Genomic DNA, 24,385 nt, shown 5'->3' with positions numbered 1-24,385 from the left:
TATTGCTTCCGCCTGCAATCATTGGCAGCCTTTGGATCGGGCGCTTGCCTGCACCGTGTCATCGCGATCAACCTTCGCAAGTTCCTGAATTACCCTGAATTCAGCTACTTTCCCCGGGTTATGCGCGGTGGAGTGCTGTGGAGATACTAGCCGGTCGCCGAAGGCAAGCGATCCATCTTATCACCTATTTAAATACCTTTAAAATACCATTGTGTTATGAATTTTACGCCATATGATGCCAATGTCCTGGTGACATTCTCTCGCAATATTCCCCGATCTCGCATCAGCGCTCGCCAACGAGGAAACATCGAACGTGACAGCAGACGCCACCCTTGGTTCCCAGACGGAATCACCCGAAGTTCAGGGCGGCGAATCCTGCGTCACGCTCATGCACGCCGAGGCGGCCGAAGCGGGGGCTGCGGTGTCGCGCTTCCTTTCGCATAATCGTGTGGCGCTCGGGCTGCTGGGCGAGAGCCTGCGCGCCGCCCCGCCTGCACTGCTGGTAACGTGCGCACGCGGTTCCTCCGACCACGCCGCGACTTATGCGAAGTACCTCGTGGAGACTCTGCTCGGCGTGCCGACCGTATCGGCTGCGTTCTCCACCGTATCTCTCTATGATGCACAGGTCATGCCGTCGGCGGGACGGACACTCTGTCTCGCAATCTCGCAGTCGGGCCGCAGTCCGGACATGCTGGCGACCGTCGAGCGTCAGCAGGCGGCGGGCGCGCTCGTGGTGGCGCTGGTCAACGACAAGGATTCGCCGCTGGCGGCGATGGCGGACGTCGTCCTGCCGTTGTGCGCTGGCCCCGAGCGTTCGGTTGCGGCAACCAAGTCCTATATCACTTCGCTCGTGGGCATTGCCGCGATCGTCGCAGCCTGGCGCGGCGATACGGCGTTCGAGGCGGATCTCGCAGCGCTTCCCTCCGCGCTGGACGAGGCTTTCGCGCTGGACTGGTCCGCTTTGGGAGAAGGCCTGCGCGATGCCGCGAATCTCTTCGTGATCGGGCGCGGCTACGGCCTCGCCGTCGCGCAGGAGGCGGCGCTCAAGTTCAAGGAAACGTCCGGCCTCCACGCCGAGGCGTTCAGCTCGGCCGAAGTGCGTCACGGACCGATGGCCGTCGTGCGCGAGGGCTTCCCGGTGATCGCTTTCGCCGGCCCCGACAGCGCCGGAGATGACGTTCGCACGCTCTGCGGCGAATTCGCGGCGCGCGGCGCCCGCGTCTGGCTGGCATCTGCACGGGATGAAGGGCAGCAAGGCGTTCATCACCTTCCGGCCCTGCCGCTGCGCGCGGAGCTTGCGCCGCTCGCGACGATCGCGTCTTTCTATCGCATGGCCAATGCCTTGTCCCTCGCGCGCGGGAACGATCCCGACTGCCCGCCCTATCTTGCCAAGGTGACGCGCACGCGATGACCGTCCTTCATGTCTTCAATGGCTACATTCCCACGGCCGACGCGGTACTTTCCGAAGCACGCATCACCATGGAGGGCGAGCGCATCGTCTCAATTGCCGCCTTCGGTCAGGAGCGGGCGGACGATAGGATCGACCTTGCCAGGGGCTGGATGCTCCCCGGCTTCATCGACGTGCAAGTCAACGGCGGTGGCGGCGTTCTGTTCAACGACACACCGACGCTGGAAGGCATCGCCGCGATCGGCGCAGCGCATGCGCGCTACGGCACGACCGCGTTTCTGCCTACGCTGATCAGTGCCGACCCTTCCGTAATCGCCCGGGGCCTCGACGCGGTGGATGAGGCGATCGCAGCGGGTGTCCCCGGTGTGGTCGGCATTCATGTCGAAGGGCCCTTCATCAATCCGCGTCGCAAGGGAATCCACGCCGAAGAGCGGCTGATCCCGCTCGACGACAAAACGATGGCGCTGCTCACCCGACCTCGCCGGGGCCGGGTAATGGTGACGCTCGCCCCAGAACTGGCCGATCCCGCCGATCTGACCAAGCTTGTCGCGGCAGGGGTAATCCTCAGCGCAGGCCACTCAGACGCAACTTCGGAACAGGCGGCCGACGGTTTCGCGCACGGCATCACCGGCGTTACGCATCTGTTCAATGCGATGGCGCCGTTGCACCATCGCGCGCCGGGTTTGGTCGGCGCGGCCTTCGACAACGATGAGGTCTGGTGCGGTCTTATCGCCGATGGCGTCCATGTCGTCCCCTCCATCCTGCGTCTAACGCTGAAGGCGAAGTCGCCAGAGCGGATCATGCTTGTCACCGATGCGATGCCCGGCGTCGGCAACAATGGTGCGCCGTTCCACCTCGACGGCCACGAGATCTTCGTGCGCGACGGTATCTGCACCGACGCCGCCGGAACGCTTGCCGGTTCGGGGCTAGACATGGCGAGCGCTGTTCGCAACGTCGTTGCGATGACGGGGATCGCCGTGCCGGTAGCGGCCCGTATGGCCGCCGCGACGCCCGCCGCTTTCCTCGGCCTCGCCGGAGACTACGGCGCGTTGCAGCCGGGGTATCGTGCCGATTTTGCGCTGCTCGACAGTGAGTTGAAGCCGGTGCAGACCTGGATAGGCGGCCGTCGCTTCGCCTGAATTCCCTTTTTTCGATCGTCCAATTGCCGGGAACCGAGATGCCGTCCATTTCCCTCAGCGCACCGCTCTCCGGCTGGCTCTGCCCGCTGGACGAAGTTCCCGATCCGGTCTTCGCCGGAGGCATGCTGGGAGAAGGCGTGGCCATCGACCCGCTCGGCGAAGTGCTGCACGCACCGGCTGCGGGAGAAGTCATCGGCTTTCACGAAGCGGGGCATGCCGTCACGTTGCGTCTGCGTGAAGGCGTGGAATTACTGCTCCATTTCGGCCTGGACACGGTGCGCCTGGGCGGAGCCGGGTTCACACCGCTGGTATGCATCGGCGCGCATGTCGATGAAGGACAGCCGCTCTTGCGCGTCGCCCTCGACGAAGTCGTCGGCAAGACGCGCAGTCTCGTTACGCCTTTGCTCGTTACCGAACCGGCCGGATATGCGATCGAGTGGATTGCGCCTTTCGGCACGATCGAAGTAGGCGAGCCGCTGGCCCGTCTCGTTCGCGACGAGGCCACATCGTCGGATCAGCCCCTCGATACGGGCCGAGCGCCGGAAGCCAGGCTGCAGCGTAAGGTTCGAATTCCCCTTGCCCATGGGCTACACGCCCGTCCGTGCGCAAGACTGGCCGAAATAGTGCGTACTGCTGCTGCGGTGAAGGTTCACGTTGCTGTCGGAGGCCGCGAAGCGTCTCTGGCCAGCCCGACCGCGATGCTGCGCCTCGCTGTGCGTCATGGAGACACAGTCGCTTTGTTGGCGAGTGGTCCCGACGCAGAGCCGGTGCTCGACCAGCTTGTACAGATGATCGAGAGCGGCATGGGAGAAGGCGCACCTTTTCCTGCCGAATCTGCCGTCAGAGCACCGATCACCTCGGTATCAGGCGCCGAATTTTCCGTCCCGGCTGCAGGAGCAGCCCTGCCGGGCGTAGCGGCGTCGCCGGGGATAGCGGTCGGCCCCGTCTGGCGCCCGGTTCAAACCGAACCCGTGATCGATGAAATCAGTGCGGGTCCCGAGATCGAGACGACGCGACTGCGTGACGCGCTGATCGCGGTCCGAACCGCGCTCTGCAGTCCGGCGGGCGCGCATGCCGAAGAAGAAGCGATCCTCGGCGCCCATCTCGCACTGCTCGACGATCCGGAACTGACGGGAGCGGCGGAGGCGCTAATCGCTGATGGCGTGAGCGCGGGAGCGGCCTGGCGGCGCGTCCTCCATGCCGAGGCAGCGGGGCTGCGTGCGACCGGCGATGCCCGTTTCGCCGAGCGCGCTGCGGATTTCATCGACCTCGACCTGCGCGTGCAATGGTGCCTCGCAGGCGACGAGCCTCCGGTGATGGTGCCGCCTGCGGGTGCGATCCTGATCGCGGACGACCTGCTACCCTCGCAAGTGGCGGCGCTCTCTCCGGGAGGCGTCGCCGGGATCGCGACCGCTCGTGGCGGGCCGACGTCGCATGTCGCAATCATTGCCGCAAGTCGGGGTCTACCCGCACTGGTGGCACTGGGCAGCGCGGTGCTGGAGATCGCGGACGGCACCATGGTCGTGCTCGATACGGTGATGGGGACGCTCGAAGTCGATCCGCCAGCCGAACGGCTGAGCGCAGCGCGAGCCGCCGCCTCTATGCGCGAAACGCGCCGTGCTGCGGCGCTCGCGGCGGCGGGGCGTGACGGTGCGACTGCAGATGGCAAACGGATCGAGGTCTTCGCAGATCTCGGCAAGCTCGACGATGTCGCGCCCGCTCTGGCGCAAGGCGCAGAAGGCTGCGGGTTGCTGAGGACCGAGTTCCTGTTCCTCGACCGCGCCGAAGCACCGGATGAGGACGAGCAGATGGCGTGCTACGCCGCAATCGCACAGGCGCTGGAAGGGCGGCCGCTCATCGTGCGACTGCTGGACATCGGTGGCGACAAGCCCGCGCCTTATCTCCCGATCGCGGCAGAGGAAAACCCGGCGCTTGGCCTGCGAGGCATTCGCGTAGGGCTCGCGCGGCCAGAAGTGCTGTCAACGCAGCTGCGCGCCATCCTGCGCGCGACGCCTTCGGGCGACATACGGATCATGGCGCCGATGATCGCCCGGGTCGAGGAACTGCGCGCGGTGCGAGAGGTGTTGCTCGCCGAGGCCCGGGCGCTGGGCATCGCCGTTCCGCAACTGGGCGTAATGGTGGAGACACCGGCGGCCGCCGTGATGGCCGACCGCCTGGCTGCCGAATGTGATTTCCTGTCGGTCGGCACTAATGACCTGACACAGTACACGCTAGCGATGGATCGCGGGAACCCTGCGGTAGCCGGAGGGCTCGACGGGCTGGATCCGGCAGTGCTGCGTCTGATCGCGCAGACCTGCACGGGCGCAGAGCGCTTCGGGAAATGGGTCGGTGTATGCGGGGGCCTTGCCTCCGATCCGCTGGCGGCAGGGCTGCTAGTCGGACTGGGCGTCGGCGAACTGTCTGCGGCGCCGGGCCAGGTAGCTGAGGTCAAGGCGTCGCTCGCGGCGGTGACGGACGCGCAATGCAAGGCGCTGGCGCGCAAGGCTCTCGACGCCGCCAGCGCAACGGAAGTCCGCGCGCTTGCGACGGAAATGCTCAGAGAGGTGGGACTGTGACGGGTTGGATGAGATCGCTGGGGCAGAGGCTGCAGGGCCTTGGCCGCGCCCTGATGCTGCCGATCGCGGTGCTGCCGGTGGCAGCGCTATTGTTGCGCCTCGGCCAGCCCGACCTTCTGGGACTCGAGTTCGTCAGCGCGGCGGGCAATGCCATGTTCGCGAACCTCGGTCTGCTGTTCGCTATCGGAGTAGCCACCGGCTTTGCACGAGACGGTAACGGCGCCGCACCGCTTGCGGGAGCAGTCTGCTTCCTGGTCGCTAGCGAAGGCGCGCGGGCGTTGCTCGCAATCCCTCCGGAAGTCACGGCGAGCGTCGCAAGCGATGCCGCCAACGTCAAGGCGGCACTGGCGAGCGCATGGAGCCAGTCACAGATCGCACGGCTCTCAGTGCCGATCGGAATCGTCTCGGGGATGATTGGGGGCAGCGCCTACAACCGCTTCCACAACTTCCGCGCGCCCGAATACCTGGCGTTCTTCGGCGGGCGACGCTTCGTGCCGATCGTCAGCGGGACGGTGGGCATTGTCATCGCCGGGATCATCGGAGCAGCGTTCCCGGCCGTCAACGGCGGGATCGACGGCATGAGCCGCCTTGCTCTGGCAAGCGGCGAATGGGGCCTGTTCGTCTACGGGCTACTCAATCGGCTGCTGCTGGTCACCGGCCTGCACCACATCATCAACAATGTCGCATGGTTCGTCCTCGGCGACTACCATGGCGTGACCGGAGACCTGCGCCGCTTCTTCGCGGGCGATCCGGGCGCGGGTGCGTTCATGACAGGCTTCTTCCCGGTAATGATGTTCGGCCTGCCGGCTGCATGCCTCGCCATGTATCGCTCGGCCCTGCCGGAGCGACGCAAAGCGACCGGCGGCATGCTGCTGAGCCTCGCAGCAACCTCGTTCCTGACTGGGGTTACCGAGCCTATCGAATTCAGCTTCATGTTCCTCGCACCGGTGCTCTTCGTGGTTCATGCGGTGTTGACAGGTGTATCCATGGCGCTGATGTCGGCGCTGGACGTCCATCTCGGCTTCGGGTTCTCCGCGGGACTGTTCGACTACATCCTCAACCTGGGCAAGGCACAGAAGCCCTTGCTGTTGCTGCCGGTGGGGCTGGCCTACTTCGCTGTCTATTACGCCGTGTTCCGCTGGGCGATTCTGCGCTTCGACCTCAAGACGCCGGGCCGCGAGGATCTTGCAGATTCTTCGGACAGGCGCGAGCGACCAGCCGCCGAGCGGGGTCTTGCCTTCCTCGTTGCCCTTGGCGGAGCCGGAAATCTGCGCGAGATCGGGGCGTGCACGACGCGCCTTCGTCTGGTGGTGGCCGAACAGGGGCTTATCGACGAGGCCGAACTGCGCGCGTTGGGCGCCAAGGGAGTCATCAGGCCTTCGGCCCATGGCGTGCAGGTCGTGCTTGGCCCGATCGCGGATGCCGTGGCAGATGAAATCCGCGATGCCTCGCGCAGCGGACCAAGCGTTGCGGCGACCGCCCTGCCCCCGCCGAAAGCGCAGGCTGGCCCCTGCCCGCTCGATCCACTGCGACTGCCCGCAGGGGTGCGAAATGCGCTAGGCGAGAATGCGGCCGTCTGGATGTCGCACGGTCGCCTGCTGGTCGAAGCCATGGCAAGGCCCGACCTTGATGCACTCGCAGCTCACGGCTTACGCCGTGGCGCGCTGGTGGGATCGCGATGGCACCTCCTTTTCGAACCTGAAGCGATGAAGGCCTGGCACAGCGAAAGTTGATATGCCGATGCTAACGGGTAGCTTTTTAATACCAATGCGATACTAATCACTATCGCGTTGTCCCGATCCCATCCCGGCGTATCGCAGGCGCATAGAGGAGACCTATGGCAGCCGTGGACAAGATTGGCCCTCTTCGCGATGGCGACACCGGGCCGCGTTACATGCGGCTCCAACGTCTCATCCGCGAAGCCATCGAGAAGCACCGGATCGCGACGGGATCCGCCCTGCCGACCGAACGCGAACTCGTCGAGGAATATGGCGTGTCGCGCGTCACCGTGCGCAAAGCGATCGATGGCCTCGTCGATGAGGGCATGCTCGAAAGGAGACAGGGTGCGGGCACCTTCGTCGCGGCGCTTCGCCAGCCCGAGCAGGGCACGCGGGTGGAAAAGAGCTTTTCCATCATGACCTCCTTTTCCGAGGATATGGTGACGCGCGGACGCAAACCTAGCAACATATGGATTGACCGCCTTGAGGGCGTAGTTACGCCGGACGAGGCGATGCTGCTTGGCCTATCGCCGGGTTCGCGGATACTCCGCTTCAATCGCATCCGCTGCGCTGATGGCGAGACGATGGCGATCGAACATGCCGTTGTCCCGGGCTGGGCACTACCATCACCCGATGTCGTCGACGACTCGCTATACGCTGCGCTTGACGCAGAGGGAAACCGTCCGGTACGCGCGCTGCAGCGCTTGCGATCGGTGGGATTTAGCCCGGAACATGCCGAGATGCTTGGCATTTCCGCGGGCGATCCCTGCCTGGCCATCGAGCGCCGCGCATTTCTGCCCGACGGCCGTCTGGTCGAGGTCACGAACTGTTACTATCGCGGTGACGCCTATGATCTGGTCGTCGAGCAGGGAAGCCCCTGATTCCCCCGCCACGATCGCATCGTGATCCCCAATACGGTCGCCAACCGCGACGGCAGCACATTCAAGGCACCCGAGACGATCGATCTGGACCGCAAGATGAACAACCACGTGACTTTCGGCCTCAGCCCACACCGCTGACTCGGATCGCACTTCACCAAGTGCGAAATCATGATCTAGCTGCAGCAATGGCTGCGTCGAATTTCCGACTTCGAACTGGACGAAAAAGAGTAGCCCTCCACATCGGCGGGCCGATCATCGAGGTCGAGCCCCTGAAACCCAAGTCGCGGTCTCTCCAGAGAAAAAATGCGTTGTTCGCTGGCCACCAACTCGGCGCCGAAAACTGGGCTGCGATCGCCTCGTTGGTCGAAACCTGCAAGATGCTGGACCTCGAGCCCTACGCCTACCTCTCCGATGTGCTCGCCCGGATCATCAGCCGCTCCGACACCGATCCAATCGACGACCTGCTCCCATACAACTGGGTCAATACAAACGCCGGGCAAACCATGCTCGAAATGAGCAACATCGCCACCGCTGCTTGATCACCGAAATTACATCGCCAAACCTGCCGTGGCGGCTCCACCGCCACGTGGGGGATTTTACCGCTTACCAGCGGGCGTGGACCTTGCACGTAAAGCCGCCTCGTGATCGACCAAAAGCCTGCGCACGAGCCCCCTTTTTTCCGCCCACCACCGAAACATGACCGCGAACGGTGGTGCTATCGATCATATGTTGCCAGTCGTCCGTCAGCCCCAGTTCGACCAGCGTCGCCAAGATCGCATCCCAGACGCCCTGTTCGGCCCAGCGACGGAACCGCACATAGATCGAGTTCCACAAGCCGTACCGCTCATGCATGTCACGCCATGGGCAGGCGACCCGCAACACATACAGCATACCGTTGAGAAAGCGCCGGCTATCATGCGCTGAACGGAATTTGCGGTCGCGCTCCGAGGGCAGCAGCCCCGCAATGACGTCCCATTCTTCGTCCGTCAGATCGCCACGAGCCATTACCACTCCCGCAAAGAGCAGCCTTGGATCAGAACTCAGCCCATTTGGAAATCCACTTTGTCGATTCGGAAAGGAACTTTGCGCTCATCTGACTGACCAGCTGACTTCGGTAGGATCATGAGGCGAGGCTGCAGCTATTCTCGCGGGTATGCTCGTTGAGATACTGCATGACGATGTCGTCGGCGAGGTTGCCGGAGGCCGTCGAAAAGTAGCCTGCCATAAGCGCTGTCCCAATACCTTTTGCGGATGTGCTCGAACTCCGGCCGGATTTGCGGATGGGTTTACCGCACGGCCACAGCAAGACCTCCACGTTGGTCGCTGGCCTGCGCATGACCGGCATGGTCGCGCCCATGGTGCTCGATGGGCCGATCAACGGCGACTGGTTCGAAGCCTACGTCGCTTAGGTACTCGTCCCCGAACTGCGGCCTGGCGACGTCGTCATCATGGACAACCTGTCGAGCCACAAGCGCGCATCGGTACAAGTGCTCATCGAGGCCGCAGCCACCAACCTGCGCTTTCTCCCGCCCTACAGCCCCGACTTCAACACGATCGAGAAAGCATTTTCCCGCCTCAAGGCCATGCTCCGTAAAGCGGGCCAGCGTACCGTCAATGGCCTGTCGAGCTTGATCGGCAAACTCGTCGATATTTTCCAGCCCCAGGAATGCTCCAACTACTTCAGATCATGTGGCTACGAAACAGAATAATCGAAAACTACTCTAGTGTTGCCCAAATAACACAGATATTGGAGATTGAATGTCGCATATTGCCAATAATTCGCAATAGCGGTAACGACCCCAGTTATTGAGATTTCGTTGCAAAAGGGTGGGTATGTCTTCCGTTCGTTCAATCGCGCTTTGTAGTGCCGCAGCTTTTGCGGTGATGACGGCAGGCGCTGCCCATGCAGAGGAACCGGCCGCAGAGACCCCAACCGCAGCGGCGGACGGCGACGAAATCATCGTTACTGGAGCTATCTCAGGTACCAAGACCGAGACACCTCTGATCCAAGTCCCGCAGCCGGTTACCGTCATCACCTCGGAGCAATACCTCTCGCAGGGCGCGATCAGCATCAGCGACACAGTGAAGTACGCCGCAGGCGTGCTCGCCAATGCCTATGGCCGCGACACTCGCGTTGATGGCTTCCGCGTGCGCGGCATCAACGCGCTGCAGTTCCGCGACGGCATGCGCGACGTATTCTCCTATTACGCCAGCATCACCTCGGACCCCTATAACTTCGAGCGTGTCGAGATCGTGCGCGGTCCCGCTTCGGTGCTGTTCGGCCAGGGTTCGATCGGCGGTATCGTCAACCTTGTCTCCAAGACGCCGGAATTCCGCACAGGCGGCGAATTCAATGTCGTCTACGGCAGCTACGACCGTAAGGAAGCCATGGGCGACATCAATGTCGCGCTGGCCGACAATCTTGCGATCCGAGCCGTGGCGCGCGTGCGCGACGCCGACACTTACGTCGATCACGTACCCGACGACCGCGTTATGTTCGCGCCTTCGATCCGCTGGCAGCCCACGCCCGACACCAACGTCGTGGTGACCGGGCTCTATCAGGAGGACGACACCGGCTCGACCTCGCAGTTCCTGCCGATCGTCGGCACGTTCCTGCCCAACGCTGCCAACCCGAGCGGCAAGCTCGATCCCTACACCTTCGTCGGCAAGGCAGGCTGGGACCGCTACGCTGGTCGCTCCCTGCAGGGCGGGGCCGCGATCACTCACAATTTCTCGGACAGCGTCCGCGTCAGTCTCAAGGCCCGCTACATCGACAGCGACCTTGAATACAACACCCACTACGCCGACAGCTATTCCAACCCGACCGATCCGTTCCTGCCCTATGCCCAGTACGGCACGTATGGCCGCACCATCGGCCTTTATGCCGATGCCAGCGACGCGCGGATGAACGTCTTCTCGACGGACAACAACGTCCAGTTCAAGTTCAACACCAGTGCCAATATCGAGCACACCATGCTGGTCGGCATCGACTATAGCTGGAACAAGGTGGGCAAGCGCTATGCGGCGACGCCCGGCATCACCTACGACGCAAACGGCACCCCCAATTTCGACGCCATCGAAAAGATCGACATCTACGACATCGATTACGATGCGCTTCAGACTTACGATCCCACCGGCCCGTACGCCTATGAATCGCAGAAGCAGCTTGGCATTTACGTGCAGGACCAGATCCGCGCATTCGACCGCGTCTCGGTCGTCGTCGGCGCCCGCCGCGACCGCGTGACCGGCTCCTCGGGCCAGAAGGACAATGCCACCACCTTCCGCGCGGGCATCATCGGCGAACTGGGTGCAGGCTTCTCGCCTTTCTTCAGCTACACCGAGAGCTTCCTGCCGCAGGCCGGCACCATCATGCTGCCCGGCGGCATCCCCAGCGATCCGTACAAGCCGCTGACCGGCACCCAGTACGAAGCGGGCGTCAAGTGGCAGCCCGAGCCGCACACGCTCGTCACCGTCACCGCCTTCAAGATCAAGGAGCAGAACCGCGTGCTCTATCTGGCGGAAAACGCGACCACCCAATCGGGCGTGCTGAACACCAAGGGCATTGAAGTCGACGCAAGTCACACACTGCCTGGGGACTTCCAGTTGCTGCTCAACTACGGCTACAACAAGCTGAAGTCCGAAACCGACACCAGTCTGGACTATATGCCCCGCCATGTCGCATCGGCGTGGACGACCAAGACCTTCGGCATCCCGGGTGACGCGCAGCTGCGCCTTGGCGCAGGCGTGACCTATAACGGCAAGAGCCGCTCGACCAGCCCGACCTGGTCCATAGTCACGCCCTCGCGCACGAACGTCGATGCCCTGGCCGAAGTCACCTGGGAGAACTGGCGCTTCTCGGTTAACGCGACAGAATCTGCTCAACGAAATTCAGTACGCCTCCTGCCTGGCGCGCGGCGACTGCTTCGTGGCGGCTCCGCGCAACGTGATGGGTTCGATCGGATATCGCTTCTGATCCTGCTACGCTTAGCCATCGTGCGCCGCCACTGCGCACGATGGCGAGGCTGCATGCTTCGACCTCGCATGGCAGGCGCAGGAAGGCAGAGCTCAGTTGACTCGTCAGCGATGATCGAGAACCGATCGAAAAACTGCTAGGCTTGATAAATCCACCGATGTCCGGGCGCCGATCTTCGGATCGGCTGGGTCGAGTGCCAGATGGTCGCGGCCAATCATGGGATCCGCCAAAGCCCTCAAAGCTGCCCGCAAACCGTTTGCTTCCGAAAAAGCGAGCGTCACCGCACGGGCTTACTCATAGAAGATCATGCGCGATCTTGGGAGCGCCGTCGAGCGACGGCACCGCGCGCCAATCGACGAAGGCCAACCGCTGGGCGCCATAGAAATCGTCGTGAAAGGCGAATACGACGGTAGCGATGATGTGGAACGGCCGGCTCATCTGCTGGTATAGCACGTCGATGAAGCTGGCGGCTTCGGCGTCTCCACCTGCAGCGAACCGTCGGGCGCCAACTGATGCGGCCCGGATGCGCGGCGTCGATGACGAGGTTCACTTCGTAGCCGCGCGCGCCATCCGGGTAAGCAACCGTCACCTTCGACGAGTTTGGGGGTGCATTTCAGCGGAGGACCCGGAGCCAGTGTCGAGGGCGACAAGCGCCAAGCTCGAACGCACGCTGTTAGCCGCCAACGACAATTCGCTGGTCGTCGGCGTGCCGGACCTGCGCATCGCGGGCGTGACAATCTCCGAGGACTTCTGACACAACCGAAGAGACCTTGACGATGGCCCGTGCGTGACACCGCAAGGGCTATTTTTTCTGACGGGATCAAGCGTATGATCATCGGCCTTCCGGGCGATGGCTAGGCAGCCCGCATTCTCGGCCCACCAAGGAAAAGGTCGGGCAGCCGGCATCTGTCATGTGCCCCCGCGCCCATCGAGGAACATTGCTTCTTCCCAATGTTCCGCCAACTCTCTGTCAAATCGAATGCATGTGCCGCAAAGCGGCCGGGTTCCACCGCCTCGCGCCGCCGAATTCTGACGATAGCCAGGATCCGGGCTCTGCCAGGGAGAAACCTTTACGATGCGCTCGCTGATCGCGGCCCTGTCCCTGCTCGTCCTCACCATGTCGGTTTGTCCGGCACATGCGGGCGATTATCCTGACGTTCCCGAACCCATGGTTTTCGACATGGTCCGCCCACTGGGCGCGCGGGCCGGAGAGCTCGAGGTCAATACCCTTGCCCAGACACGCCTTTCCGGCCCGGACCAGGTCGTCGAATGGGCGCCCGAGATCGAACTGGCGGTTGCAGACGGCTTCGCAGTTGAACTGGAGCTGCCCTTCGAGGGCACGCGCGTCACCGACTACAAGATCGGGCTACAGGGAACCTTCGGTACGCTTGCCAACGGCAGGGGCGTGCACGGCCTCCAGTATCTCGGCCTCTATAATCGCGAGAACACGCGTTGGGAAAGCAGCGCGCTCTATCTCTTGGGCTTCCGCTTTGACGAGCACTGGAGCATGATGGCGATAGTCGGTCTTGGTGACGTCAGCTCCGGTCGCGACGGTGGCGGACGCCTGCTGCTCAATCAATCTACGTTCTACGACCTCTCGAAAGCGAGCCGCGTGGGCCTCGAGATCAATTTCAAATCAGGACGTGCCCAGGAGGCTCTCATCATGCCACAGTTGCACCACAAGCTGGGCGGCGATCTCTCCCTGCAGGCGGGTCTCGGCGCCGCGCACGATGCAGAGCTGGGGTGGCGCCCGCAAGCCGGCTTGCGGATCATACGCGAGCTGTGACGGCCTGCCATGCCGGCCCCATCCTGCTCCCCTCGCATCCATCCGCAGGAATGCGGACGCACTTGCCGCCAAGCTCGAACGATCAGACATTTGCATCAACGCAATGAGGGGCGTCGCACAGTGGAGCTGGCGGGAAGCGCTCCGATCGTTACGGTTTGCGGAGCCGGATCACGCTTCGCAGGTGATCGCAGCGCTGCGCGTCAGTGTCCGGTAGCGGCGGGTATCTCAATGTCGACCTGAAGGCCGGGCCTTGCGTCGGCAAGGCTAAGGTGCCCGCCGTGCACTTCGGCCACCGCCCGGGCAAGGTTGAGGCCAAGTCCGTAACCCGGGCTTGCCCGCGACCGGTCACCTCGCGTGAAGCGCTGCGTCAGTACGTCGCGCTGTCCGGCCGGAATACCGGGGCCATCGTCCGTCACGGTCAGCACCGCCCGCCCATGTCCACGGCCCAGCGTCACTCGGATGGACGATCCGGGCGCGGTGTAACGTATGGCGTTCTCAAGCAGGTTGACGAGCGCTTGCGAGACGAGTTCATCGTCACCCAGTACCTGTATTCCCCGGCGAGATCGCAAGCCAGCGACTTCTTGCTGTCTTCGGCCACGGCCATGTAGCTTTCGCATACGTTGGCAACGACCGCACCCAGGTCGAACACCCGGAAGTATTGCCTGAGCGCACCCGCTTCCACTTCGGCGATCCGCAGTAGCGCGCTGAATAGAGAAAGAGCGGCATCGATCTCCACGATTGAGCGTTCAACCTCATCGCTCAAGGCACCTTCGCGCGGCACCAGCCCGGTCATGCGCTCCAACCGCTGCCGGATTTTGGCGAGCGGTGTGCGCAGGTCATGCGCTATGCCGCTCGAAACCTCTCGCAAGTTCTCGATCAGCGCGCTGTTGCGATCCAGCATCGTATTGAGCGTTGCGGAAAGCTGGCCAAGCTCGTCATCTGGTTGCGAAACAGGCATGCGCAGGCTCATGTCGCCCGAGATGATGCCCTGCGCGGTCGTGTTCATTGCCTTGAGCTGCGCGCGGATCGCCCGTGTCAGCCAAACCCCGCCGGCGATTCCGCCCACCAGCGTCGTGCCAAGCCCCGCCAGAAGGAGCAGCCCCGTGGTGCGGCGCAAGGCGCGTTCCGGGGCCAGTTCCATCGCCACCGTCAGGTTGCTGCCATCCCTCAGATCGACCGTCAGCGAACGGGCTACGTTGCGCTTTCCGTCCTGATCGCGAAACTCGATCTGCGCCCAGCCGTTCGGTGGTTGATCGGTCGTCAGCTCTCCGCCAAGCCGCTGTCCCGAGCGATCCGTCAGCAGGTATCCCAATGCGTTGACGCCGCGGTCATCACGGCGCTGCAGCGTGTCGCGAAGGCTTCCCATGCCCCGATGATGGTGAACCTGCACGAGGTAATCACTCTCGGCCAGGATGCGATCGTCCAGTTGTTCGCGCAACGCGCTTTCGCCGATCACGTAGATGCCCGCGCCAAGCCCCAGCGTCGCAATCGTGTAGAAGACGACGAACCAACCCGCGATGCGCGTGATCGTCCCCAGGCGTCCAGATCGCAGGTCAGGCATCACTGCACAGCTTGTATCCGACACCGCGCACCGTATGGATCGGATCATGGCTGAAACCGGCATTCAGCTTTTGTCGCAGCCGGCTCATGTGAGTTTCCACGATGTTGGTTTGCGGATCGAAATGGAAATGCCAGACCTGTTCCAGCAGCATCGCCCGCGAAACCACCCGGTCCTGCTGGCGAACCAGTTGCTCCAGCAGTTCGAATTCGCGGGGCTGGAGGACGATCCGCTGCCCGTCACGCCATACCTCGCGACGGATGCGGTCGATCTTGATCGTCCCGCAAGCAGCGGTGTCGCTCAGCCCGCCGCGCCCCCTGCGGCCGAGTGCATCGATCCGCGCACACAGTTCAGCCATAGCGAACGGTTTGACGAGGTAATCGTCCGCGCCGCTGCCAAGGCCCTTCACCCGATCCTCTATCGCTCCCAGGGACGTGAGGATCAGGATCGGAAGCGATAACCCCAGAGCCCGCATTTGCGAAACGAGATCGATGCCTTCGATGTCCGGCAGCATCCGATCCACGATCAGGACGTCGAAATTCTCGCTCTGCGCGCGGCGCAGGCCCTGGCGGCCTGCCGGCTCGGTCAGGACGACATGGCCGTTCGCCGCAAGTCCTTCGGCGATGAAGCCGGCTACCTCGGCATCGTCCTCTATCAGCAATATCCGCATCGGCCGGTCTCTAGCGCGAAGTTCCCCCGACCCAACTCACCTTACCTCGCTGCGGAGGCTCGATAAGCGCCGAGAAGAAACATTGGGGAAAATCAACGTTGGAAATACGGCTTTGCGCATCCCTCCGCATCTCGACAGCCGCCAGCATTAATCTGGACGCCATGCTTCAGGCAGGGAAGCGGCACATCGCGAAACCAGTTTTCCCAATCGCATGAAGCAATTACAAGCCGAAGGTCAGGTCGATTGCAATCCAGAAAGTATCGACTGGAATGTTCAGAAGTATACGTAATTATTAATAGAACCATTGTGAATGTTATTTTAACAAATTTATAGGAGTTGCATGCCAAAATTTGCAGTACACGCACAGAAGGTACCTTTGGGAGACTGCATTGTGAAAAAAATTGTGACTGGTTTCGCAATTCTTGCTTTTGTCGGGGTCAATTCTCCCGCAAACGCGAGCATAACCGGAAACATCAACGCCACGATCACACTCACTACTGCATGCAGAATCAACAATACTGTTGTACCTGATGCAACAACGAACGTTGACTTTGGCACGCTTAACTTCGGCACGCAGAACACCTACTTCACGCAGGCGACGGCAGAACTCCTCGGTACGGCAGGCAACGGCATCGCCATTCAGTGCAGCAATGGCACCGCACCAAGCATTTCATTCTCGGGCGGCAACTCCGCAGGATCAGGATCGAGCAACACCGGCACCACCGGCACCCGATCGATGAAGCACACGACGCAAGCCAGTTACGTGACGTACAACCTGTACAGTGACGCGGGCGGCACGACGCCGATCGTGGCAAACACACCCATCGTTCTGGCGACCGATGGCAGCGCGCAGAACGTCGCCGTCTATGGAACCGCCTATGGTGCCGCAGGCCTGATCACGGGCACCTACAACGACGTCGTCGTGGTGACGATTACTTTCGGCGCCTGATCGAGACAGGCGAACGGCAGTTGGTCCACATGAATATGTTCTCGCGTCACTTGGTGCTCGCGGTCGGGACTCTGGCACTTTTTTCCTGCACGCAGGCCCACGCCGAAACGAGCAGGACTTTCGCGGTGTCCGCGACCGTGTCGCCTGGATGCGCCGTCGATGGTGTGGGGATGAGCGGGAATGCAGGAACGATGGGAACCCTGACGTTCACGTCCCAGCCCGCCCTGGCCACGTCCACGGTTCAGGCAAGCCTGTCCGCGTCCCAGACCATAACCCTGCGCTGCACGCCAGGCGTAAGCCTTTCCATGTCGATCGACGGCGGCCTGCATCAGGCGACGAGCCGCACCCTGCAACTGGGGACAACCTCCAACCGGCTGGCATATGGCCTTTGCGCGGACGCCGCCTGCGGGCAGGTAATCGGGATCGCCCAGCCGACCAGCATCACAGTGACGTCCGCCAACATGAACGATGTCCGGCTGCCGATCTACGGGCGACTGACGCTTCCGGGCAATACTCCGCCGGGCACTTACACCGATACGGTGACAGTGACCTTGAGCTGGTAGGATGGACTGAGGACACTATGATGCGGCTCTTCACAGTTCTGCGACGACTTCCGGTTTTCGGCATCTTCCTGCTCCTGCCCGATTTTGCGTATTCACAAAGTACCAATTCGGTCGTCATCTGGCCGGTCAACCCTGTGATCGAGAGTGGAGAGCGCGCCACGCCGTTGCGCCTCGAAAACCCCGGTACGCGGCCGATCCTGATGCAGATCCGCATTTTCGGCTGGCAGCAGATCGATGGCGACGAGCGTTTCGTCGAGCAGAAGGAAGTGACGGGCACGCCTCCGATGGTGCGTATCGAGGCCGGCCAGCAGCAACTCATCCGCCTGACCCGGATCGCTCCTCCCTCCGATGGCGAGCGGTCTTATCGCGTCATTATCGACGAGATTCCGATTGCCGATACACCGGCCCAACCGGGCACGGGGAGCCCAGGCAGGCCGCAGCGGCGATCCAGTTCCGCATGCGCTATTCGCTCCCCCTGTTCACGTACGGAACGGGCGACGAAGCCCGGTCCGCAAGGGATCGGGCCAAGGATCGGGCAGGCTCGGCTCCCGCGCTAGAGTGGCGTGTGGTCGAGACAGGCGGAGCGACGTCGCTCGAAGTCCACAATCCGGGCACCCGGCACAGCCGTCTCACCACAGTCACGATGAAGCGGGCGGACGGAACATCGCTGAAGCTGGATGGGGCGCATGGCTATGTCCTGGCCGGGGCAACGATGCGCTTCGCGATCACGCAGGCCATCGCGCCGCAAGCGCGGCTTTTCGCCGAAGTCGAGGGGGATTCCTCTTCGCCAATGACGCACCGACAGCCCTGAGGAGGACGGTTGAACCGGCAGACGGGTGCTCTGCATCCTTGTCGGAATGGCCCATGGGAATGGAAGGTGAATGTTGCTTCTCGCGGCCATTTTTCGTCAGTTGAAATGGGCGCTCTTTTCCGGAACATGCGCTGCGCTGATCGTGGCTCCTTGCCAAGCTGCGACAAAATACGACGATATTCCCGCCGCCGCGTCTTATGCCGAAAGGGGAACCGTGGCCGAAGCCGAGCCACTGCAACTCGAGGTCGTGGTCAACGGCGTGCCGAGCGGAGTGATCGTGCCGGTACAGGCAAGCGAGGGCCATTTCCATATTTCCGCCGGCGACATGCGTGCTCTTTCGCTGCCAGTGGAGGGCGAAGCTTCCGCACAGGTCACGGTGGATGAGTTGCCCGGGGTGGAAGTGGAATACGACATGCCCAACCAGCGCCTGAAATTGCAGGTTCCTGCCCGGTGGCTACAAGGCCAGCAGATCGGGTTCGGACCGCGCCGCAACGAAGGACCCGCGCGCAGCAGCATTGGCGTGATGCTCAACTATGATCTTTACGCGGTCGATGCGCCCGGAGCACCGCCATCGGCTTCGCTATGGACCGATTTCCGGGTATTCGGACCTGCCGGGCTGTTCTCGACCACCGGCGTTGCGCGAACGGGCGGCAACACGGCCTTCATGCGGTACGACACACGCTGGATTCGATCCGACGAGGACAGCATGACGACTTACGAGGCAGGCGACCTCGTCACCCGGACCCTGCCGTGGAGCAACGCGATCAGATTGGGCGGGGTGCAGGTCTCGCGCGATTTCGCGGTCCGGCCCGATGTGGTCACATATCCAGTGCCGGCTTTCGCGGGAGAGGCGGCGCTGCCGTCGTCGGTACAGTTGTTCATCGACAATCACGAGGCATTCGGCGGATCGATCCAGCCCGGCCCCTTCGTGATGAACCCGCTGCCCCAGATCAACGGCGCCGGGCAAGCCAGCATTGTGGTCACGGATGCGCTCGGCCGACAGGTTGCGACGCAAGTTCCCTTTTATGTAGCGACCACCCTGCTGCGGCCCGGTCTTACCGATTACGCAATCGCGGCAGGGGCGATGCGCCGGCACTACGGACAACGCAGTTTCGATTACGGCACGATGGCTGCAAGCGGCTCGTTACGCCACGGCCTTTCCAAAACGCTGACGGCGGAAGGCCATTTCGAACTGAGTGGCGCCACGGCCGTTTTGGGCGTAGGCGCCGTCGTTCGGATCGGGACATTCGGCGTAGTGAATGCGGCCTACGGCATGAGCCGTAATGGCGGCCGGAACGGGGGACAGGTCTCCGTCGGTTATCAGTACCAGCGCCGCGACTTTTCCTTCTCCGTCAATCACCAGCGGCAGAATGCAGGCTTCTTCGACCTCGCCTCCCTGACGCGGGATCGGGACCGGGCGACAAGGATGACATCGGCAAGCGCCAGCGTGGCGCTGGGCCGTTTCGGATCGATCGGCGGCGCCTACCTCGAAAGCCGGGCACGGGGAGAAGGCAGGACGCGGCTGGCGAACCTGAGTTGGACGATGCCGGTCGGGGGCTCGGCGAGCATCTTTGCCTCGGCGACGCGCGACCTGGGCGAGCGCGGCTGGACGGCCTCGCTCAGCCTGCAGGTCCCGCTGGGCGGCAATCGCGGCACCGTCAACGGCGGCGTGATGCGCGAGGCGGACGGCCGCTATGGCACCCGGATCGACTATAACCGCGCAGTGCCGACGCAAGGCGGCATCGGCTGGAACGCGGGCGTAGATCGCCTGGGCCACGGCGACCTCCACGGCAATGCCGACGTCACCTGGCGCACCCGCTTTGCGGAACTGCGCGGCGGCGCGTACGGCCGCAGCGGCGACGTGACACGCTGGCTGGGCGCATCGGGATCAGTCATCTGGATGGACAAGGCGGTCTTCGCGGCCAATCGAGTAGCGGACGCCTTCGCGCTGGTTTCGACACGGGGCTATTCCGGCGTGCCCGTCTACTATGAAAACCAGCTGGTTGGCCGCACCGATGCCCACGGGCATGTCCTTATCCCGTGGGCGGCAGCCTATTATCCAGGCAAGTACACCATCGACCCTCTGGGCTTCCGCGAGGACCTGACCGCCGATGTCGTAGATCAGAAAGTGGCTGTGAAACGGGGCAGCGGCTACATCCTGGATTTCCCGGTCCGCCGGATGATTGCTGCGCAGATCGCGCTGGTGGACAAGGCCGGAGCACCGTTACCGGTGGGCGCCGTGATACGCGTCAATGGCCGGGGAACCGCCTATGTCGGGTGGGACGGGCTCGTCTTCGCCGAAGACCTTGCCGCGCACAACGATCTGGTCGTCACCCTGCCGGACGGGGCAAGCTGCCGGACGGTCTTCGACATGAAGGTGGAACAAGGCAAGATCGCCGACATGGGAACGCTGACATGCCAATGATCCCCCATTTTCGCGCGCTCGCCCTTTTGCTGGCAGTGATCCTCACTGCATGGAGCGGAACCACGCGGGCGCAGACTTACGGGAACTGCACTGTGGCCGCCTCCACGATCACGATCGGGGATGCCGGATCATTCTCGGTGGCAGGACAGGCACAGGCGAGCAGCGGCGCGGGCGGCCTGTCTTGCTCCAGCCTGCTGACGGTAGCCACCACGTCCTACATAAAGGTCCGGGTAGACTCCTCCACGTTCCTGCTGACCGGGCCGGGCGGGCAGACCATACCGTTCACGCTTTCGTCCGCTTCGGGGGGACAGCGCTGACTGCGGGCAGCGAGGCGGACTTGTCTACCACGGCCCTGATCACCCTGTTCAGCGGGCCGGGAACCAGTATCCCGCTTTACGTGCGCACCACGCCGACCTCGGGGCTTGCTGCCGGGACATACACCGGTACGGTGATGCTGCGCTGGTACTTTTCGATCTGCACGATCGGTGCCCTCAACGCCTGCGTCGGGACATCGAACAGCCCCGGCGCCACGCGCAGCACTCTATTGGGGCCATTGACCAGCTGGGGCACGGGCGTGCCGCTAACGGTGACAGTGACGCTCAAGGTCCTGCCAGACTGCCAGATCACCGCGCCCGACCTGGCCTTTGGCACTGCTCCGCTGGTCGGCAGTTTCAGCGCGGTGACTCGCACGATCTCAGTTCGTTGCAGCCTCAATTCGACCTATACCGTCGGGCTCGGCAACGGGCAGAACTTCTCGGGTACACGACGCATGCGGCAGGGCACGACCAGCAATTACCTCAATTACGAAATCTATCGCGGCAGTTCCGTCAGTGCGGGTCGATGGGGCAGCGCGATTGCGGCAGAGCGCCGCAGCAGCGCATCCGCAGACAGCAATCCGGGCATCTACGACAGCAGTACTCTGCAAGGATACACCTATCGCGCGGTCATCGACTCCGCCCAGATGACGCCTGCTGCAGGAGTCTACGGCGATGTGGTGATCGTGGACATCGGATTCTAGAGCGTGTCCAGTCAGGTGGCCCCACCTGACTGGACACGCTCTAAAACCAAGAAATCAGAGCCCGCTGCCGCCGATCTTCCAGGTCATCTCAAGGTAGATACTGCGACCGACGCTGTCGAACCAGCTGATGTCGTAATACGGATAAGACGCATAGCTCCGGTCTTTCACGGGATTGGTGTCCAGCACGTTATTCACCGTCAGAGAACCGCGCAGATGATCGGTGAAGTCATACTGCAGGCTGGTATTGAACAGGTAGCTCGCCTTTATATAAGCGTCCTGATCGTAGTTCGGCAGCTTGCCGAGACGGGTGCCCGAGAGCGTCCACGAAAGCTGCTCCACCTTCCAGGTCAGGCTCGCGGTCGATTTGTCGCGCGGGATGTCGTAGCCGCTGTCGTACGCCAGCTTGTTGATCGACGCATCGCCGGGATATTGGCGGAAGCTATGCGTGAAGACGTGCGTGTGCGAGGCCGAAAGCGAGAAATCACCGAAATCGGTCGGCAGATTACCATGAAGAGCCACGTCGATGCCGCTGGTCTTTTCGTGCGCGATGTTGATCGGGTTGATTGAAACCGCGTCGAGTTCGCCTTCGTTGACCCCGCTGGCATAGCGCTGGACGCGCGAAAGCGCATCCTGGCAGGTCGGCGAACCGACATCTACCGCACTGCCGGAGGTAGTGGTGCCTATCCGGCAGTCGGCTTCGTCGCGCAGCAACTTGTCGATGGAAAGGTCCTGCACCTGGTTCGACAGCGAGACGCGGAAGTAGTCCACCGAAACATCGAAATGACGGCTCGGCTGCCATACGAACCCGCCGTTGAGCGACTTGCTCGTTTCCGGCTTCAGGGCGCGATTGCCATTACGCTTGGCGACGATGCCTTCGTCGGCATAGGAGCAATCGCCGATGTCCTCGTCGGGCTCGTCGGTACGACACAGGTAATAGTCCGTCGCCGAAGGATGGGTATTGCCCGGCCCGGTGAAAACATAGTGCAGGTCCGGCGCGCGGAAGCCCGTGCCATAGGCCGCGCGCAGCAGCAGGCTCTGCATCGGGCGCAACTCGACACCGCCGTTGTAGGTGAACTTGCCGATCGTGTTGCCGGCAAAGCGATAGCCGTCATAGCGCGCCGCGCCGGACAGTTGCAGGAAGCTGGTTACCGGAACGCGCAGTTCGCCGCCAAGCGCCCAGTGGCTGCGCTTGCCATGGCCGTCGCTATCCTTGAGCCCATAGTAATAGTCGGTCAGCGCGAGCGGATCAGGATTGAGGTCGTAGCCCTGCTTGCCGCCCTCCGCGACTGCCGCGAACCCGACCGGGCCTGCGGGCAGGTCGAACAGGCTGGTGCTGGTCAGCGTGGCCTGCAGGTTGTCGGTCCAGCTCTTCGGACGATAGACCGAATAGGCGGTGATGCTGTCGTACTCGGTCAGGGTCAGCGGCGTGTAGAGGCGCGCGGGGGCCGCGTTGAAGACCGGATAGCCGCTGTCCTCGTCGGTGCCGATCTGCTCACCCAGGAACAGCGCGTTGGCCTTGGCGGCGATCACCTGCGGGAAGGCAACCCGGGCGCGATACTCGCTGTGGTTGAACGAAACCTCGTAGGACCACTTTCCGGACAGCGATCCCTTGACGCCGGGCGTGATGCTGAAGGTCGTCTGCCGGTTGCGCGTCATCAGGTTGCGAAATCCACCCCATTCCTCGGGTGTGAACTGGCGATACCAGTCGTCCAGCCGATCGTCGAAGGCATTGTAAAAAGTCGTGTCGCTGCTGCCCGAGGCATCCTGAAAGCCCCACGAAAGCACGTCGGGCATGAGCGCGACCTTGCTGATGCCGAACTGCGCATCAACGAAGAGTTCGGCCGCATCCGACAGTTCGTATCCGGCCGAGGCAAAGCTGTTGAAGCCCTCTCGCCGGGAAATGATTGTGCCGTAGCCGATCGAGGTGTTGCTTCCGCAGAAGTAACCGGGGCCGTAGTCGTCGAGATCGGGATCGTAGGCGCCGTAGCGCGGACGCGAGGCGTAATAAGTCGAGCCACCGTTGAGCCCGCCGAGGCCCGCGCACGTCGCCGCACCGGGATCGACGTATTCGTCGGCATCGGGATCATAGCGCAGGAACGTGCGGCGCGCGAGCGGCGTAGCAGTCGTGGGGTTGTCCGCGGTGCTATCCTGCAACTTGCGCTGATAGCCCCAGATCGGCCGCTGCAGCAGGTACTCCGCGCCTCCGATGATATGGAATCGGTCGGTCGACCAGCCGCTCGTCACCGAGAGGCGATGGGACATGCCGCCGCCGTGCTCGGTGCGGCCGTGGCGGTAGTCGATGGTGGTGCCGTCGATCTTGTCCTTCAGCTTGAAGTTGATGACACCGGCGATCGCATCCGATCCGTAGATGGCCGAGGCGCTGCCGCTCAGCACTTCCACCTGCTCGATCATGCTGACCGGGATGTTCGAGATGTCGGTGAAGTTACTGCGGCCCTGGAACGGCAGCGGGAAGTCCGCGATGCGCCGCCCGTTAACGAGCACGAGGGTATGGTTCGGACCGAGCCCGCGCAGATCGACCTGCTGCGCGCCGGGCGTGAAGCTCGCGCCGCTGAAGGACTGCTGGCTTTGCGTCTCGCCGCCGTTCTGCGTGACCGCGCGCAGGATGTCGGGAACGCTGGCGTAGCCGTTCGCGCGGATCGATTCCGAATTGATGACGGTTACAGGCGCAGGCCCCTCGCTCGCCACGCGAGGGATGCGCGAGCCGGTTACGACGATCGCATCCTCCTGCACGGCATCCCGGGAGGCATCCTGCGTCGCCTCCTGCGCCATGGCGCCGCTACCCGGCTGCACGCACAGAGCAAGAATGCTGCATCCAAAAGCCCACACCCCGCGGCGGCCATATAAACCGGAACCTGCAAACGCACCAGAACCCATAGTGTCCCCCGGTCG

General features: G+C 62.9%; 18 protein-coding genes and 4 pseudogenes. 16 read left to right on the top strand and 6 right to left on the bottom strand.

Features of this window, described 5'->3' with window-relative positions:
* Positions 1-388 precede the first annotated feature (388 nt).
* The 6 genes and pseudogenes from KZO24_RS18305 to KZO24_RS18280 form a co-directional block, all read left to right on the top strand.
* Positions 389-1,411, top strand: a complete 1,023-nt coding sequence (locus KZO24_RS18305) for an SIS domain-containing protein (protein ID WP_271183157.1) — start codon at positions 389-391, stop codon at positions 1,409-1,411.
* Complete coding sequence (nagA, locus tag KZO24_RS18300) at positions 1,408-2,547, top strand: N-acetylglucosamine-6-phosphate deacetylase (protein ID WP_271183127.1); 1,140 nt, start codon at positions 1,408-1,410, stop codon at positions 2,545-2,547. Before KZO24_RS18305 ends, nagA begins: the two co-directional genes overlap by 4 nt.
* 38 nt (positions 2,548-2,585) lie before the next feature.
* Positions 2,586-5,123 (top strand): phosphoenolpyruvate--protein phosphotransferase, encoded by a 2,538-nt coding sequence (ptsP, locus tag KZO24_RS18295; RefSeq protein ID WP_486487519.1) that lies wholly within the window; start codon positions 2,586-2,588, stop codon positions 5,121-5,123.
* Between the two features lie 8 nt (positions 5,124-5,131).
* Complete coding sequence (nagE, locus tag KZO24_RS18290) at positions 5,132-6,856, top strand: N-acetylglucosamine-specific PTS transporter subunit IIBC (RefSeq protein WP_271183129.1); 1,725 nt, start codon at positions 5,132-5,134, stop codon at positions 6,854-6,856.
* 104 nt (positions 6,857-6,960) lie between these two features.
* Positions 6,961-7,722 (top strand): GntR family transcriptional regulator, encoded by a 762-nt coding sequence (locus KZO24_RS18285; RefSeq protein ID WP_271183130.1) that lies wholly within the window; start codon positions 6,961-6,963, stop codon positions 7,720-7,722.
* Positions 7,723-8,009: 287 nt separating this feature from the next.
* Positions 8,010-8,261 (top strand): annotated as a pseudogene (locus KZO24_RS18280) (transposase domain-containing protein); the annotation flags it as partial.
* Positions 8,262-8,331: 70 nt separating this feature from the next.
* On the opposite strand, the pseudogene KZO24_RS18275 reads toward KZO24_RS18280, so the two are convergent.
* A pseudogene (locus tag KZO24_RS18275) lies at positions 8,332-8,727 on the bottom strand (IS5 family transposase); the annotation flags it as partial.
* 269 nt (positions 8,728-8,996) lie between these two features.
* Between KZO24_RS18275 and KZO24_RS18270 the strand changes: the two are divergent.
* Positions 8,997-9,431, top strand: a pseudogene (locus KZO24_RS18270) (transposase); the annotation flags it as partial.
* 124 nt (positions 9,432-9,555) lie between these two features.
* Positions 9,556-11,695 (top strand): annotated as a pseudogene (locus KZO24_RS18265) (TonB-dependent siderophore receptor).
* Positions 11,696-11,989: 294 nt separating this feature from the next.
* On the opposite strand, the gene KZO24_RS18260 reads toward KZO24_RS18265, so the two are convergent.
* Positions 11,990-12,133, bottom strand: a complete 144-nt coding sequence (locus KZO24_RS18260; protein ID WP_271183134.1) for a hypothetical protein — start codon at positions 12,131-12,133, stop codon at positions 11,990-11,992.
* A gap of 637 nt (positions 12,134-12,770) precedes the next feature.
* Here KZO24_RS18260 and KZO24_RS18255 point away from each other — a divergent pair.
* The gene (locus KZO24_RS18255; protein ID WP_271183135.1) at positions 12,771-13,481 is read left to right on the top strand and encodes a hypothetical protein; all 711 of its coding nucleotides are present in this window, start codon (positions 12,771-12,773) and stop codon (positions 13,479-13,481) included.
* A gap of 200 nt (positions 13,482-13,681) precedes the next feature.
* On the opposite strand, the gene KZO24_RS18250 is transcribed toward KZO24_RS18255, so the two are convergent.
* The 3 genes from KZO24_RS18250 to KZO24_RS18240 all read right to left on the bottom strand — a co-directional run bounded on the left by KZO24_RS18250 (position 13,682) and on the right by KZO24_RS18240 (position 15,709).
* Positions 13,682-14,050, bottom strand: coding sequence for a sensor histidine kinase (locus tag KZO24_RS18250; RefSeq protein ID WP_486487518.1), 369 nt, complete (start codon positions 14,048-14,050; stop codon positions 13,682-13,684).
* Entirely contained in the window at positions 13,933-14,937 is a 1,005-nt protein-coding gene (locus KZO24_RS18245; protein WP_486487517.1) for a sensor histidine kinase, read from the bottom strand. The genes KZO24_RS18250 and KZO24_RS18245 overlap by 118 nt, the downstream gene beginning before the upstream one ends.
* Before the next feature lie 97 nt (positions 14,938-15,034).
* On the bottom strand, positions 15,035-15,709 hold the full coding sequence (locus tag KZO24_RS18240) for a response regulator transcription factor (RefSeq protein WP_271183137.1): 675 nt from the start codon (positions 15,707-15,709) through the stop codon (positions 15,035-15,037).
* 391 nt (positions 15,710-16,100) lie between these two features.
* Between KZO24_RS18240 and KZO24_RS18235 the strand changes: the two genes are divergently transcribed.
* From KZO24_RS18235 to KZO24_RS18205, 7 genes are all read left to right on the top strand, one after another.
* On the top strand, positions 16,101-16,658 hold the full coding sequence (locus KZO24_RS18235; RefSeq protein WP_370424454.1) for a Csu type fimbrial protein: 558 nt from the start codon (positions 16,101-16,103) through the stop codon (positions 16,656-16,658).
* 35 nt (positions 16,659-16,693) lie between these two features.
* Positions 16,694-17,221, top strand: coding sequence for a Csu type fimbrial protein (locus KZO24_RS18230; RefSeq protein ID WP_271183158.1), 528 nt, complete (start codon positions 16,694-16,696; stop codon positions 17,219-17,221).
* 17 nt (positions 17,222-17,238) lie between these two features.
* Positions 17,239-17,778, top strand: a complete 540-nt coding sequence (locus KZO24_RS18225) for a fimbrial biogenesis chaperone (RefSeq protein ID WP_486487516.1) — start codon at positions 17,239-17,241, stop codon at positions 17,776-17,778.
* Between the two features lie 8 nt (positions 17,779-17,786).
* Positions 17,787-18,032, top strand: a complete 246-nt coding sequence (locus KZO24_RS18220; protein WP_486487515.1) for a hypothetical protein — start codon at positions 17,787-17,789, stop codon at positions 18,030-18,032.
* 214 nt (positions 18,033-18,246) lie between these two features.
* On the top strand, positions 18,247-20,457 hold the full coding sequence (locus KZO24_RS18215) for a fimbria/pilus outer membrane usher protein (protein ID WP_486487514.1): 2,211 nt from the start codon (positions 18,247-18,249) through the stop codon (positions 20,455-20,457).
* Positions 20,448-20,774, top strand: a complete 327-nt coding sequence (locus KZO24_RS18210; RefSeq protein ID WP_486487513.1) for a hypothetical protein — start codon at positions 20,448-20,450, stop codon at positions 20,772-20,774. Before KZO24_RS18215 ends, KZO24_RS18210 begins: the two co-directional genes overlap by 10 nt.
* A 20-nt stretch (positions 20,775-20,794) precedes the next feature.
* On the top strand, positions 20,795-21,475 hold the full coding sequence (locus tag KZO24_RS18205; protein WP_486487512.1) for a Csu type fimbrial protein: 681 nt from the start codon (positions 20,795-20,797) through the stop codon (positions 21,473-21,475).
* A gap of 54 nt (positions 21,476-21,529) precedes the next feature.
* Here the strand turns inward: KZO24_RS18205 and KZO24_RS18200 are convergent, their stop codons facing one another.
* A complete protein-coding gene (locus tag KZO24_RS18200) occupies positions 21,530-24,265 on the bottom strand; it encodes a TonB-dependent receptor plug domain-containing protein (RefSeq protein WP_486487720.1) in 2,736 nt (911 codons plus the stop codon).
* Between the last annotated feature and the right edge of the window lie 120 nt (positions 24,266-24,385).

It is taken from the genome of Novosphingobium sp. NFX11, from assembly GCF_057376415.1.
This window is presented reverse-complemented; position numbering and strand designations above follow the sequence as displayed.

Excerpts from the sequence above, each read along its gene's own strand:
- KZO24_RS18200 (WP_486487720.1), bottom strand. The coding sequence starts at position 24,265 with ATGGCGCAGGAGGCGACGCAGGATGCCTCCCGGGATGCCGTGCAGGAG.
- ptsP (WP_486487519.1), top strand. The coding sequence starts at position 2,586 with ATGCCGTCCATTTCCCTCAGCGCACCGCTCTCCGGCTGGCTCTGCCCG.
- KZO24_RS18255 (WP_271183135.1), top strand. The coding sequence starts at position 12,771 with ATGCGCTCGCTGATCGCGGCCCTGTCCCTGCTCGTCCTCACCATGTCG.
- KZO24_RS18230 (WP_271183158.1), top strand. The coding sequence starts at position 16,694 with ATGTTCTCGCGTCACTTGGTGCTCGCGGTCGGGACTCTGGCACTTTTT.
- KZO24_RS18260 (WP_271183134.1), bottom strand. The coding sequence starts at position 12,133 with ATGAGCCGGCCGTTCCACATCATCGCTACCGTCGTATTCGCCTTTCAC.
- nagA (WP_271183127.1), top strand. The coding sequence starts at position 1,408 with ATGACCGTCCTTCATGTCTTCAATGGCTACATTCCCACGGCCGACGCG.
- KZO24_RS18210 (WP_486487513.1), top strand. The coding sequence starts at position 20,448 with ATGCCAATGATCCCCCATTTTCGCGCGCTCGCCCTTTTGCTGGCAGTG.
- KZO24_RS18285 (WP_271183130.1), top strand. The coding sequence starts at position 6,961 with ATGGCAGCCGTGGACAAGATTGGCCCTCTTCGCGATGGCGACACCGGG.
- nagE (WP_271183129.1), top strand. The coding sequence starts at position 5,132 with ATGAGATCGCTGGGGCAGAGGCTGCAGGGCCTTGGCCGCGCCCTGATG.
- KZO24_RS18225 (WP_486487516.1), top strand. The coding sequence starts at position 17,239 with ATGATGCGGCTCTTCACAGTTCTGCGACGACTTCCGGTTTTCGGCATC.
- KZO24_RS18305 (WP_271183157.1), top strand. The coding sequence starts at position 389 with ATGCACGCCGAGGCGGCCGAAGCGGGGGCTGCGGTGTCGCGCTTCCTT.
- KZO24_RS18240 (WP_271183137.1), bottom strand. The coding sequence starts at position 15,709 with ATGCGGATATTGCTGATAGAGGACGATGCCGAGGTAGCCGGCTTCATC.